Origin of the sequence: Aeribacillus sp. FSL K6-1121, assembly GCF_038003725.1 — a bacterium.
Classification (GTDB): Bacteria; Bacillota; Bacilli; order Bacillales; family Aeribacillaceae; genus Aeribacillus; species Aeribacillus composti.
The window spans coordinates 1,328,054-1,342,708 of sequence record NZ_JBBOPS010000001.1 but is presented as its reverse complement, the minus strand read 5'-3'; the positions used below and the strand labels follow the sequence as shown (position 1 = coordinate 1,342,708).

10 protein-coding genes are annotated in these 14,655 nt (G+C 39.8%); 7 read left to right on the top strand and 3 right to left on the bottom strand.

The window, feature by feature from the left end; all coding sequences use genetic code 11:
* The first annotated feature begins 52 nt into the window (after positions 1-52).
* The 3 genes from ppx (at position 53) to NSQ61_RS06655 (ending at position 4,842) form a co-directional block, all read left to right on the top strand.
* On the top strand, positions 53-1,585 hold the full coding sequence (gene ppx, locus NSQ61_RS06665) for an exopolyphosphatase (RefSeq protein WP_063389556.1): 1,533 nt from the start codon (positions 53-55) through the stop codon (positions 1,583-1,585).
* A 33-nt stretch (positions 1,586-1,618) separates the two neighbouring features.
* Positions 1,619-3,730 (top strand): RNA degradosome polyphosphate kinase, encoded by a 2,112-nt coding sequence (locus NSQ61_RS06660; protein ID WP_066246664.1) that lies wholly within the window; start codon positions 1,619-1,621, stop codon positions 3,728-3,730.
* A 164-nt stretch (positions 3,731-3,894) separates the two neighbouring features.
* Entirely contained in the window at positions 3,895-4,842 is a 948-nt protein-coding gene (locus tag NSQ61_RS06655) for an aldo/keto reductase family protein (protein WP_340806435.1), read from the top strand.
* Positions 4,843-4,969: 127 nt separating this feature from the next.
* Here the strand turns inward: NSQ61_RS06655 and NSQ61_RS06650 are convergent, their stop codons facing one another.
* Positions 4,970-6,502, bottom strand: a complete 1,533-nt coding sequence (locus NSQ61_RS06650) for an FAD-dependent oxidoreductase (protein WP_340806433.1) — start codon at positions 6,500-6,502, stop codon at positions 4,970-4,972.
* A gap of 884 nt (positions 6,503-7,386) precedes the next feature.
* Positions 7,387-7,515, bottom strand: coding sequence for a hypothetical protein (locus NSQ61_RS06645; protein WP_277986809.1), 129 nt, complete (start codon positions 7,513-7,515; stop codon positions 7,387-7,389).
* A gap of 181 nt (positions 7,516-7,696) precedes the next feature.
* Here NSQ61_RS06645 and NSQ61_RS06640 point away from each other — a divergent pair, with 181 nt between their 5' ends.
* The 4 genes from NSQ61_RS06640 to NSQ61_RS06625 all read left to right on the top strand — a co-directional run bounded on the left by NSQ61_RS06640 (position 7,697) and on the right by NSQ61_RS06625 (position 12,912).
* Positions 7,697-9,448 carry a sensor histidine kinase gene (locus tag NSQ61_RS06640; RefSeq protein ID WP_340806431.1) on the top strand — a complete coding sequence of 584 codons (1,752 nt, stop codon included), beginning with the start codon at positions 7,697-7,699 and terminating at the stop codon, positions 9,446-9,448.
* Entirely contained in the window at positions 9,445-10,176 is a 732-nt protein-coding gene (locus NSQ61_RS06635; RefSeq protein ID WP_063389552.1) for a LytR/AlgR family response regulator transcription factor, read from the top strand. The genes NSQ61_RS06640 and NSQ61_RS06635 overlap by 4 nt, the downstream gene beginning before the upstream one ends.
* Before the next feature lie 170 nt (positions 10,177-10,346).
* Positions 10,347-12,140 carry a carbon starvation protein CstA gene (gene cstA, locus NSQ61_RS06630; RefSeq protein ID WP_063389551.1) on the top strand — a complete coding sequence of 598 codons (1,794 nt, stop codon included), beginning with the start codon at positions 10,347-10,349 and terminating at the stop codon, positions 12,138-12,140.
* Between the two features lie 196 nt (positions 12,141-12,336).
* Positions 12,337-12,912: a TetR/AcrR family transcriptional regulator gene (locus tag NSQ61_RS06625; RefSeq protein WP_066246672.1), complete on the top strand. Its 576-nt coding sequence runs from the start codon at positions 12,337-12,339 to the stop codon at positions 12,910-12,912.
* Positions 12,913-13,041: 129 nt separating this feature from the next.
* On the opposite strand, the gene NSQ61_RS06620 is transcribed toward NSQ61_RS06625, so the two are convergent.
* Complete coding sequence (locus NSQ61_RS06620; protein WP_340806429.1) at positions 13,042-14,256, bottom strand: Gfo/Idh/MocA family protein; 1,215 nt, start codon at positions 14,254-14,256, stop codon at positions 13,042-13,044.
* Positions 14,257-14,655 lie beyond the last annotated feature (399 nt).

The window sequence follows — 14,655 nt, the reverse complement described above, 5'->3', positions numbered from 1 at the left end:
AAGTAAAAAATAACATACTTTCTTCATTGGATTTCATAAAAGGATGGGAAAAATGACAGAGAAAAAAATCGGCATAATAGATTTAGGATCGAACTCCATTCGCCTCGTTATTTTTCATATTGATCAAAATGGACAATATAAAGAGCTTTACAATTTTAAGATCAATGCCCGTTTAGCTACGTATATTGACGCCGAAGGAAATTTGTCCAACGAGGGGATCGAGGTTGTCATCGATTCTTTAAAAAAATTTGTTCCAATCGTTCAATTTCATCAAGTGGCAGAAACGAAAGGGGTTGCAACGGCAGCTATTAGATCTGCCAAAAACCGGAAAATGGTCTTAGAGGCTATAAAAAGAGAGACGAATTTCGATTTTCGCGTCCTTTCCGGCCAAGAAGAAGCCTATTACGGCTACTTAGCTGTTATACATTCCGTATATTTAACTGAAGGCATAACCATTGATATAGGCGGAGCAAGCACGGAAGTTGCGTATTTTAAAAATCGGGAGCTCGTCCATTCATACAGTTTTCCGTTTGGGGCCCTCACATTAAAGAAAAGGTTTATTGCCAACAGCGAACCGAAAGAATCGGAAATGAAAGAGCTGACAGCGTTTTTGCGAAATGAATTTTCTTCGCAAAAATGGCTTAAAAACAAAAATGTTCCGGTAATCGGGATAGGCGGCAGCGCCAGAAATCTAATACGGCTTCATCAAAATAAAACCAATTACCCGTTATTTGGTATTCATCAATATGAAATGGAACCGAATGAAATTAAAAAAATAAATCAATGGCTGATCGGAATGACTGTCTCGGAGCGTCAAAAATTAGATGGACTGTCGAAGGAACGCGCGGATATCATCATTCCTGCAATTGAAGCAATTTATACGCTGACGGAAATCGTATCAGCTCCATTTTTTACAATGAGCAGCAAAGGCTTAAGGGAAGGGGTCTTTTTTGAGGAGGTGTTTTCCAACTTAAACGTCCGGTCTTTTTCTCAAGTAGCGGACGAAACATTTTCCAAGCTGGCAAGTGATTATAAAATCAACTTGAAGAATACATCATTTCTCCTTCGTCTTGCTTACGTATTTGTCAGTGAATGTGAGGCAAAGAAAATTATATCTTTTACTCAAGAGGAAAAAGAAATTTTGTTTAAAAGCACAAAGCTGGTTCAATTCGGGGAATTTATCGATCATCATTCAAGCAGTCAGCATACGTTTTATATTTTGACAAATCGATCGCTTGACGGAATCAGTCATAAAATGCGGTTGAAACTCGCATGCGTCGCTTCCTTTAAGTCCAAAAAAACTTTGATGAAATATATCTCTCCTTACAAATCATTATTAACGGAAGAAGAAATTTTATCGCTGGAGCGATTAGGCGCGATTTTGAAATTCCTTTATTCCCTCAACACGACACACCGTTCAATCATTTCCGAGCTGGAGGTGAACAAAAAGGAGGGGGAAAAGATGGAAATATCTTTAGCCTGCAACAGTGATTATACTTTTGAAGAGCAGGAAGCAAATAAGCAAAAAAAGCATATGGAACGCGCTTTTAACTGCCAAGTCGAATTATCATTTACACTCGTCTAATGGACATACGAAAGGTAAAAGGTGGGCGAAATTATGCAAGATAAGAAAGAACAATTGATTCCAGATATAAGCCGTCCAGAATTTTATAATAACCGGGAATTAAGCTGGCTTGCATTTAATGAGCGTGTCATGCAAGAGGCCATTGACTTTGAAAATCCTTTGCTTGAGCGGATGAAGTTTTTAGCTATATTCAGCTCGAACTTAGATGAGTTCTTCATGGTGAGGGTTGCTGGTTTAAAAGATCAAGAAAAAGCTGGTTTTAATTTACCGGAAAATAAAGCCGGCATGACGCCAAAGCAGCAGCTTAACGCCATTTCGGCGAAATGCCACACATTGGTCAAACGCCAATATGCAATATTTAATGAATATGTACAGGGGGAATTAAAAGAGGAAGGGATTGAATTTCTCAAGCTTAATGAATTAACTGGCGAACAATTCCGCTTTTTGGAACAAAAGTTTGATGAGCAAATTTTCCCGGTTTTGACGCCTCTTGCGATCGATGCGTACAGACCGTTTCCAATGCTTTTAAATAAATCGTTGAACTTGGCCGTATTGCTTCAATATAAGAAAAAAGAGCGGAAAAACCCTTTTTTTGCGATCGTTCAAGTTCCTGCTGTTTTGCCTCGATTCATTGAAGTGCCGAATCAAGATGGAAAGAGGCAGTTTGTATTTCTTGAGGATTTGATCAGCAGTTTTATTTACAAACTGTTTCTCGGTTACAACATCATTTCGGTCTCACCGTTTCGCATTACGAGAAATGCAGATCTGACCATTGATGAAGAAGGGGCGCGGGATTTGCTGGAAGTGATTGAGAAGGAGCTGAAAAAGCGGAAGTGGGGTGCGGCGGTCAGGCTTGAAATTCAAAAAGGAACGATAGATGAACGTGTTTTAAATTATTTAATGGATGTGCTGGAAATTCAAAAAATGGATGTTTATGAAGTGGACGGCCCCATCGATTTAACGTTTTTATTTCCATTTTATACTCATTTGCTGACCGATTTTGAGCACCTTGTTCATGATTCGTTCATTCCACCACCTCCGCTCGACTTGCCGAACGGAAATTTGTTCGAAGCTATATTAAAACGGGACTTATTATTACACCATCCGTACGAATCATTTCAGCCTGTTGTTGAATTTATTGAAAGTGCAGCGGATGACCCTCAAGTGTTGGCAATCAAGCAGACGTTGTATCGTGTAAGCGGAAATTCGCCGATCGTTCAAGCATTGGCAAAAGCTGCGGAAAACGGGAAGCAGGTGACGGTTTTAGTCGAATTAAAGGCAAGATTTGATGAAGAGAACAACATCCATTGGGCAAAAATGCTTGAACAGCACGGAGTTCACGTTATTTACGGCTTTCACCATTTAAAAACGCACAGCAAAATTACCCTTGTCGTCCGGCAGGAAGAAGGAACGGGTAAAATTCAACGCTTCGTTCATTTGAGCACGGGAAATTACAATGACGTCACGGCGAAACTGTATACGGATATTGGCTTTTTTACAAGCGAAGAAACATTCGGGATCGATGCAACCAACTTTTTTAATTATTTGAGCGGTTATGCGGAAAAACCGGATTGGAATCATTTTTCTGTATCGCCATATGATATGCGGGAGACCTTTATCAAACTCATCAATCAAGAAATCGAATGGCACCAGAAAAGCGGCAAAGGCCGGATTATTGCCAAAATGAATTCTTTAACAGATAAAACGATCATCATGAAGCTTTATGAAGCTTCGCAGGCTGGAGTCAAAATTGACTTGATCGTAAGGGGAATTTGCTGTTTGCGACCGCAAATAAAAGGCGTGAGCGAAAACATTCAAGTGCGAAGCATCGTCGGCCGCTTTTTGGAGCATAGCCGTATTTTTTACTTTCACCATTTTGGGGAGGAGAAAATTTTCTTATCCTCTGCTGACTGGATGACAAGAAACATGATTAAACGTGTTGAAATTCTTTTTCCGATTTATGATGTCCGTTTAAAAGAGCGTTTGAAAAACATCTTGGACATACAACTTAAGGACAACGTCAAAGCGCGTTTTCAGGACGCAAACGGCGATTATCATTATGTTGAACGGTCGGAAAACGAGCCAGTCATTAACTCGCAAAAAATTTTTTATGAAGAAGTGGTTCGCTACCATGACGCTGACTGATCGGCAGCGCAAGTTTTATGAAAACTAGAGAACTTTTTCACATGCGGAAAAATGATAGATTTTTGTCCCCTTCAAACAAATTGCTTTCAGATTCGAAATGTTTAGTATTATAATGAGTCTTGAATGAATTTTTTTGCTATTTTTTGAAAAAAGGGGATGAATAAATGAAATATCGCAAATTGGGAAGAACGGGGCTAAAGGTTAGCGAAATCAGTTTGGGAAGCTGGCTTACATACGGAAACTCCATCGAAAAAGAAACGGCCATTCGGACGATTGACAAAGCGTATGAGCTAGGCATCAATTCATTTGATACAGCGAACGTTTATGCAACTGGGGAAGCGGAAAAGGTCGTCGGTGAAGCATTGCGGAAATATCCGCGTGAATCATATGTTTTGGCAACGAAAGTATTTTGGCCGATGGGAGATGGCCCCAATGACAAAGGCTTATCGCGGAAGCATGTGTTTGAACAGCTCCATGCCAGTTTAAAACGCCTTCAATTAGATTACGTTGACATTTATTACTGCCACCGCTATGATCCGGAAACACCGGTCGATGAAACGCTGCGCACAATTGATGATCTTGTCCGGCAAGGAAAAGTGTTATATGTCGGCGTCAGTGAATGGACTGCTCAGCAAATACAAGAAGCTCTTGGCACAGCAGATCGATATTTGCTGGACCGCATCGTGGTCAACCAGCCGCAATATAATATGCTGAACCGTTATATTGAGAAGGAGATTATTCCAGTCTGCGAACATAACGGTATTAGCCAAATTGTTTTTTCGCCGCTTGCACAAGGTGTTCTGACGGGGAAATATAAGCGCAATGGAGACATCCCGGAAGGAAGCCGTGCGAGTGATCCAAAAGCAAATAAATATATCAATGATTTGCTGACAGATGAAAATTTATTGAAGGTAGAAAAATTAGGAAAAGTGGCGGATAAATTAGGAATTAAACTTTCCCAATTGGCGATTGCTTGGGTATTGCGGCAGCCGAATGTTGCCAGCGCTCTGATCGGATCCACCAAGCCGGAGCAAGTCGAAGAAAACGTCAAAGCAATTGATGTGGAATTAACGGAAGATGTGCTCGAGGAAATTAAGCAAATCCTGTCGTAGTTCTCCTTATGGCAGAATTTTGATTGAAGAACAGACGTTTCAATAAAAAAGGGGAGAAAGGATTGTTTTTGTTCAACAAGTCTTTCTCCCTTTTATTTTTCATTTTTTGGACTTGGAAGCGATGCAGTCACTCCTTTAATTTCTTAATTGATTTGAGTGCCGGACCTTCTACAACATCGCCGTCTATTGAAAATCTCGAACCATGGCATGGACAATCCCATGTTTTCTCGCCGCTGTTCCATTCTAATTCACAGCCTAAATGGGTGCAGGTAGTATCTACGATGTGGAGGCTGCCATTTTCATCTTTGTAGGCACCGGCTCTTTTTCCGTTATAGGAAACGACTGCTCCTTCATCAGGGGCTAAATCTTCCGGCTTTCTTAGAGCAAACTCAAGCTTTCCTTCAATCAAATGCTTTGCAACATCTGTATTTGTTGAAATAAACTGCTTCACGCTTGGATCTGCTTGAAATCTTGCTGGGGTAAAAAGCTCGCGATATCGGTTTTCCTTCCCTTTAATTATATCGACAAGCAGTCGTGCGGCGGCTGTGCCGTTTGTCATTCCCCATTTTCGAAACCCTGTCGCAAACAGGATATTTGCTTTCTGTTCGTTTATATGTCCAATATAAGGAATTTTATCCAACGTTGTTAAGTCTTGAGTAGACCATCGGTAAGGAATTTTTTGTATGCCGAATGCTTGATCGCCAAAAGCTTGAAGGGACTCGTAATGCTGAATCATCGGGATTCCTTGTCCAGTTTTATGATTTTCACCTGCGATCAGCACAAGCTTTTCTCCGTTGATCGTGACGGACCGAAGCGACCGAACCGGATTTTCGGCGCTGATGTACATGCCGCCGGGATACTCAATTTTTGTTTTGACAGCAATAATATACGATCTTTCCGCATACATTCTTGAAAAATAAAAGGCGGCATCATAGAAAGGAAAATGCGAACAAATGAATACATAGTTGCACAAAATGTGATAACCGTCTTTTGTCAAAATTTTCGGGTGTGGGCCATGTTTTATATCGACAGCTGCTGTATTCTCATAGATGTCTATCCCTTTTTCCGACGCGTTTTCCACAAGCTTTTGCAAATATTTTAACGGATGAAATTGGGCTTGATTTTTCATCACAACTGCTGTTTTTGCCTGTACGGGAACAGGGATGTTTTCCACAAGCTCTCCTTGAATTCCAAGCTTTTCATATGCTTTATATTCGTTTTCGATTTTTTTTATGTATTGCTCTGAATTCGTATAAACATATGCATCCTCTTCTTTCCAATCGCATTCGATGTTGTGCTCCTGTATCGTTTGTTTGATAAACTCCATTGCATCGCTGGCTGCTTCATAATATAGCTTTGCATTGCTTTCCCCAAAGTGCTGTATAAATTCATCATAAATCAGCCCGTGTTGTGCGGTGACTTTTGCGGTTGTATGCCCGGTCGTACCATTTAAAATACGATCCGATTCGATCAGCGCGGTTTTGATTCCTTCTTTCGCAAGCAGATAGGCGCTTGTGATGCCTGTGATCCCGCCGCCTACAATCGCTACATCAACAAAAATATCTTTGTCAAGCTTGTTGAAGGAGGGCAGCTGAACAGAATCTGGCCAAAACGGTTTCGAAAGCTTAGGAAGTTCATTTTTACTAACGGCTTCTTTCATAAAAAAGTTCCTCCTATTAGATCTGATGATGCTTTTATCTTTTCCTAATATTTGGGTTGTTATGTGCATCTGATAATTTTGAGCGGACTTTTTATTTCAATTAAGATATGCTGCTACGTTTCAAAGAAATAAGTTTTTTGCTGATTCCAATCATTCCTTGCTTCTACTTAGGGTTGCTGTAGGAAAATGCAGATTGAGAACACTAAGTAAATTCCGAAATAAAAAGCCTAATTCTCTCATTTTAAATGATGAGAAATTAGGCTTTTTCCTTAATTAGACAATATAAATTATAATGGACAAACATTAAAGCATAAGTTTCTTTACGAAGAGCACTCGAATAGTTATTATATGACTACAACCGAAATAACTAAAATTACACATTTTTATTATCATTGTATTCTTTAAGTAATTTTTCACATAAATCCTTGCAAATTCCTTGAGAATGGTATCTACTCAATAATTCACTTAGGTTTATGAATATTTTATTTTCATTTAATACATTTTTAAAATCTTGATAAGTGCCCTTTCTATTAATTTTCACCTTTCTTTCAGTGAAAAGGCTATTTATTTTATTATTGACTTTGTTATTGATTCTTCACTCTCAGCCACTGGGTTTTATAATGTTGAAGCAAAAGTCAAAATTGTTTCGATAAAATGTATATCATCTTCATGTAAACCATTTTTTCATCCATTCACTTACAGCTAAAATCCCCACAAGTATCTCTCCTAAAAGAATAAGGCATCTGCCATACGAATAGCCCAGCTTACAGCTATTGCAATGTTCTCAGCGGTAGTTTTACTCATTCTAGTATTCTTTTTTAAGTAAACTGGAAGTCTTGTTCTAACCATAGCAGCTGCATCTGAACCAGCATTTTCAAATTGGGTTAACCAATTTCCGATTTTTTACTATTATTTTTAAACGTTCTGGCAGTAGCTGCGTCTATTATGTTAAAATGTCTTGCCGCATCAAATACCGCATCTCCACCCGCTCTAAGCAACTGTGCGACTTTCACTATAACACCCATATTATAATGAGTACTGCCTAAAAATCCATTTTGAGAAGCTTAAAATGTAATAGTAATGATAACCATTGTGAACATTAAACTTTATTCAGCACCCTTTAATAGGTACAATGAATATTGACACCGCGAGCGAACAAAAGCTGGAATATCGGTGTAAAGGAGTGTGTCTGTCTTGTTTGATTTAATGCCTTTAATGCTGGAGCGAGTGGGAATTTTAGTCATTTTAGCTTTTTTGTTATCAAGGATGAAGGCATTTCGGCGAATGATTCATCATGAGCATGGATTAAGCGAAAAGCTAATGCTGATTGCCGTATTTGGATCTTTTGGCATTATTAGTAATTATACTGGTGTCGAAATTGCTCAAGGCAATATCAGCTCACAAACATGGCAAATAGAAGTGGATGGAGATGCCGCAATTGCCAATACAAGAATTATGGGAGTAGTGATTGGGGGATTGCTTGGCGGTCCATTCGTCGGCATCGGCACTGGTTTAGTAGCAGGACTGCATCGGATGACATTAGGAGGATTTACCGCGTTTGCTTGCGGAGCATCTACTATTTTGGCTGGATTCGTGACCGGTTTCCTTTGGAAGCGTTTTAGAATAAAAGACAATTTTTCACCTTGGAAAGCTGTTTTGACCGGAATTTTTATGGAATGTACTCAAATGGGACTTATTCTCTTACTTGCCCGCCCGTTTGAATCCGCAGTTAAGCTTGTAGAATTAATCGCTCTTCCGATGATTACGATTAACGGATTTGGGACTCTTATTTTTATTTTAATTATTCATTCGATTCTAGTGGAGGAAGAGCGGACGAAGGCGCTTCAAACACATAAATCTTTTTACATCGCGCAGCAGACCTTGCCATTTTTCCGAAAAGGCTTAAATGAGCATTCGTGTAAAAAAGTAGCGGAAATTATTTTAAAATGGACGAAAGCAGATGCCATTTCCATTACCAATCGGGAAATTGTCCTCGCTCATATCGGTGCCGGTTCTGATCATCATAAGCAGGGGCAAACTTTAGTAACAAAGCTGACAAAAAAGGTTTTAGAGCAGGGTAAAATCATTAAAGCAAAATCGAAGGAGGAAATCCAATGCCCAAATTCTGATTGTCCGCTTCAGTCAGCGATTGTTATGCCGCTTCAAGTACACAACCAAACGGTTGGCACGTTAAAGCTTTATTTTTTAGACCCGAGTCTTATGGATAAAGTGGAGCAAGAGCTGGCGGAAGGACTTAGCAAGCTGTTTTCTACCCAATTGGAGCTTGCTGATGCAGAACTGCAGAGAAAACTGCTGAAAGATGCAGAAATTAAAGCTTTGCAGGCGCAAATTAATCCGCATTTCCTGTTCAATTCGTTAAACACGATTTCCAGCTTGATCAGAACTGATGCGGATAAAGCTAGAAAGCTTCTTTTAAAATTAAGCGTGTTCTTCCGAAGTAATTTACAGGGAGCTAGACAATTTGTCATTCCGCTTGAAAAAGAGCTTGAGCATGTTGAAGCGTACTTATCTATTGAGCAGACAAGATTTCCTGATAAATATCATGTAAGTTTTGATATTGACCAAAGCTTAAAGAAAGTAATGGTTCCGCCGTTTACGCTTCAGCCTCTCGTCGAAAACGCCATCAAGCACGCTTTTGCCAATAAGGAGCATGGGAAAGTGTCCATTCGGGCGTATGCAGAAAATGATCAAATGATCTTAATCACCGAAGATAATGGCAGCGGCATTCCTGATCATTTATTGTGCCAATTGGGAAATCAGACCGTTCAATCGAATGATGGAACAGGAACAGCTCTTTGGAATATAAAAAAACGAATAGAAGAAATTTATGGTTCCGCCGGAGCCTTCCATATTAAAAGTGATGAAAATGGAACGAAAGTGACGATTAAGTTTCCATTAGAAATGAAAGGAGAAGTAGCCGTATGATCAAGGCTTTTATCGTGGAGGATGAACCGTTGGCAAGAGACGAACTTATTTACTTGCTTAAAAGGAGCAAGCAGGTAGAGATTGTTGGGGAAGCGGAACAAATGGATGAAGCGATTGAAAAAATCCGCCAGACCGACATGGATGTGATCTTTCTCGATATACAGCTGTCATCTCATGAACAAGGGATTAGACTTGCTGAAAAGCTAATGGAGATTGATCATAGACCTGAGATTGTTTTTGCAACCGCTTATGATGAGTACGCTTTAAAAGCATTTGAGCTGAATGCGGTTGATTACATTTTGAAGCCGTTTGATGAAGAAAGGATATTTCATACAATTGAAAAAATTTCAAAGCGGCTGGAAGCCCGCCAAGAAAAAAGACCGCAATATTTTCAAATGCAGGATGAAAAGATTCCTGTATCATTAGACGACCGCATTCTGCTTATTAACGTGAAAGATATTCTTTATATTGAGTTTAATGACGGAAAAACTATTATCACTTGCCGCGATCAAAAATATGAAGTTAAAGAATCGCTTGTCACTTTTGAAAGAAAGCTGCAGCAAACGCACATCATGCGTGTTCATAGAGCTTATTTAGTCAACTTGAATGAAATAGTTGAAATTCAGCCGTGGTTCAACTCCACGTATCATGTAATCATGAAAAATGGCGAATCGATCCCGGTCAGCAGAACTTATACGAAGGAACTGAAAAAGCGATTGGGCATTTAAAAAAAGCTGAAAGCTTTAAGCAATATTTGTGACAAAATTGTTGCAATTCAATTTAAGAAATTGACGATTTATCCCCGGATTCTTGCATTTTGTTTTGAAAACCGATCATGAAGATGTTTATTTAATACAATGAATGTAAAAAGCAAGAACAAAGGGGAGGTTGCAAAAAAATGAATGCGATTACAATCGTGATTGCCTCAATGTGTATTTTAATGATCGCCTACCGTCTTTACGGAACATTTATGGCTGTAAAAGTGTTGAAGCTGGATGATTCAAAACCGACACCAGCTCACGAATTAAATGATGGAAAGGATTATGTTCCAACGAATAAATGGGTAAGCTTCGGGCATCACTTTGCCGCTATTGCTGCAGCAGGACCGCTCGTCGGACCGATCCTGGCCGCACAATTTGGATATTTGCCCAGTCTGCTGTGGCTTTTGATTGGTGCCGTAATTGGGGGAGCCGTCCATGATGCAGTCGTTTTATTTGCTTCCATGCGGCAAAAAGGGAAATCATTATCGGAAGTAGCAAAAGAAGAATTAGGTCCGGTAGCCGGCTTTTGCACAGGACTTGCCATGCTGTTTATTATTACCATAACAATGGCTGGTCTTTCCATGGTTGTTCTTCATGCATTGGAAAAAAACCCTTGGGGCACGTTTGCAGTCGGAATCACCATTCCTATTGCAATGGGAGTCGGAATTTTCTATAAGAAAACAGGCAATTTAAAATTAGCTTCAACAGTTGGCTTTATTTTATTAATGATAGGTGTTTTCGCAGGACCTTCCATACAAGAAACAGCTCTTGGGGATTGGTTGACATTCGATACTAAAACTTTGGCGCTTATTTTACCAATCTATGCATTTTTTGCTGCGGCTTTGCCGGTTTGGCTGCTGCTTGCTCCTCGTGATTATTTGAGCAGCTTTATGAAAATCGGTGTGTTCATTGCGCTGATCATTGGTGTTTTTATCATTAATCCTTCTATTGAAATGCCGGCCTTTACAGAATTTATCCACGGCGGAGGGCCGATTTTAGCTGGACCTGTTTGGCCGTTTATATCGATTACAATTGCATGCGGTGCGATTTCAGGATTTCACGCTTTTGTCGGATCGGGTACAACGCCGAAAATGCTTAATAAGTGGAGCGATATAAAAGTTGTCGGCTTTGGAGCCATGTTGGTGGAATGTTTGGTCGGCATCATGGCGCTGATCGCTGCAACAGCTCTTCATCCGGCAGATTATTTTGCGATCAATTCCGCGCCGGAAGTATTCCGGACACTTGGAATGGATGTTATTAATTTACCAGCTTTAAGCCAGGAAATAGGTTTAAATTTGGAAGGAAGAACAGGTGGAGCGGTTACACTTGCAGTTGGAATGACTTATATTTTTACTGCGATTCCATGGTTTGAGAATTTGGCTTCGTATTTTTTCCAATTTGTTATAATGTTTGAGGCTGTTTTCATTTTAACTGCGATTGATGCAGGAACACGTGTAGCACGTTATTTAATTCAAGATTTCTTCGGTGAAGTGTATAAACCATTAAAAAAGGTAGACTCCGTTCCGGCTTCCGTATTTGCAAGCGCTTTAGCCTGTTTTATGTGGGGGTACCTGCTTTACTCAGGAGATATTGGATCGGTTTGGGCATTGTTTGGCGTATCGAACCAGCTGATGGCATCCATCGGACTGATTGTCGGTGCGACAGTCATTTTAAAAATTGCCGATAAACGAAGATATATGCTTACTTGCCTCATTCCGTTAGCTTATTTATTTGCTACAGTAAACTATGCAGGCTACTGGATGACCGTAAATGTTTATTTGAATCCGGAAGCTGCAGGCTACAACGTATTAAACGGAATTTTATCCATCATTATGCTCGTTCTTGGTATTGTCATCTTGGCAACGGCATTGAAAAAATGGATTGAAATATGGAATGATCCGGGCTTTCAAATGGAGGCTAAATCAGCCTGACACAAGGGTAATTGGGCGGCTCATTTGTTGATGCCGCTCTTTATTTGTTTAAGCATCACAACAGCGGTGGCGACAGAGGAGGAGAAATGATCAAACGATGGCAAAAAAACTTAATGGAAGTAATGGATCGTAAAAGCAATATCATGTACAATAACAACTAACTAATTAGTTAGTTGTATAAAAAAGGGTGATTTTTATGGCGAGAAATAAAGGAGAAGAGAGCAAAAAGAAAATATTTCAAGCTGCTGCGGAGCTGTTCGCTCATAAAGGTTTTCATGCTACAAAGATCAGCGATATTGTGGCAAAAGCAGGGCTCACGCAGGCAGCTTTTTATCTTTATTTCAACAGCAAGGAAGAAATTTTCGAACAAATGCTTGAAGATTTTGAAAAGCAGTTAATTCATTTTAGTGATGCAGGAAAAAAAGTGGCTGATATACAACCGGAGCAAGTGAAAGACCATGTCCGTGAGACAATCGCTGACATTCTGAAGTTTCTCGGAAAAAATCCTCACTTAACGAAAGTTGCACTCAGGGAGAACAAAGATGATCGTTTACGAAGCATCATTGTTGAAAAAATAGCAGCAAATATGAGCAACAATCAAAGACTTGGAATTGTTAAAACGGAAATTGACACTCAATTTGCCGGTGAAGCATTTCTCTCAGTGATCGAGCACATTATTGAACGATATGTAATGACAGGAGAAAAAACAGAAAATGAACTTGCGGACCAAGTGTCCCTTTTGTTCTTAGAGGGGATTTTGAATAAAAATTAAAAGGGGAACATGAAAGGTGCTGGAATGACGTTAACATCATTTCGCATTAGTGTATATGTGAAATAAAAAAACGAGATTAGATCAGTCGTTTTCCATTGGATAAAATGCTATTTAAAACCGCTAACCAATTTATTCGGTTAGCGGCTGCTCCGTTTTATTAAACGTTACACGATTTGCCAGTTCTAAGTCTTTCACGGCGTCTTCAGCTGTAACAAATCCTTCCCATCCTTCTTCTTCAATGATTCGGCAAAAATCAAGGAAACGGTCTTGGACCATTGCCTCATACCACAATTGCCGCTGCTCCAATTTGATTGTCCGTTCGTATGAAATGCTGGATAGTGCTTTAAGCGGGAACGATTTATTTTTGAAACAATGAAAGGCTGAAGAGCGTACTTTTTCAACAGCGTTTTCTACCGGTTTTTTCGGTATGCTGTCTAGTATTTGATCGATCAGCTCGCCCTGTTCTTTTGAGATTTTGCCCTCTAAATATAATTTTTGGGGAATCCATCCTTCAAGTACAATCCGTCCATGAGTGCAATGAATTTCCCATTTTGTCGATTCCGGTGCGTCAGGATCCATCGTAAAGCCGTGGTAATATTGAACAGGAACTAAAGAATATATGTTGTTTCCCGAACTTTTTTCGTCTTGTTGATAAACTGGTTTATGAAGAACGCTTGCCCAAACACGCTGTTTTTCACCGTTTTCCTCCGTCAGAGCAAAACCGTTCGCATCGACCGCTTCTCCGAGTATGTGACGACCGACCTCAAAAAAATGAACTCCATGTTCAATAAAAATGCCTCCGCTTAGTTGATCATTCCAAAACCAATGGCCATTGGCGACGTGATGAGCCGAGTTGGTGAGAGTTGCATGATGCACGAATCCAAGCAGCCGATGGCGGACGATCCATTCAACAGCTTCTACTAGCGGATTGTAACGCAATACAAGGTTCACGGCGAATGCACGCTTTTGTTTTTTTGCATAGTTCGCATTTTCCAAAAGTTCCTTGGCATAAAGGGCACCAGGTTTTTCTAACAAGACATGCTTTCCGTGTGTTAAAGCCAGTCGGCTAAGTGAGGAGTGAAGATGGGGCGGTGTTGCTAAAATGACAATATCGATTTCAGGATCGGCTATAAGGTCGGCTGCCTCATAATATTCTTTTGGCGTTATCGCATTATGTCTCTGTTTTTTGTAAGCAGCCATCACGCTCTCCCGTTTTGTATCCGTCCTTCCTGCGACAGCTGTCAATTGAAATTCAGGCAGCCGTGCAAGCGCACCGGACAAAAAAGTGGCAAAAGCGCCCGCACCTGCGATCCCCACTCGGTAAGTCTTCATCTTGCCAGACATGGTGTTTTCCCCCTTTACGTTATGGAATTTGACAACTTCATTATAAACGAAAATATAGTCTCGTAAATTTTGAATTGCACAATAGTAGGATGTATATTTTTCAAAACCGATTCTGTCAAGTGTAAAAAAAGTTTGAAAGATTTGCATGAATGAGAGCAAGGAAATGACAGGATGATCGTTGAATCAAATCTAGGAAACCTGCTCAAACAACGATTCCTAACAAATAACTTTTAATTATTTATTTGTATGCAAAAGCGATTGCCATCATGATTCAAAGGAAATTCGGGAGTTCCTTCCGGAAAAATCCAATCTGCCTTGATTATAAACATTAGAAAATATAGCTTTCTGCAAATGGACTGATGCAAACAGTTTGGAATCACTTATTGATGCTAAGCTTAT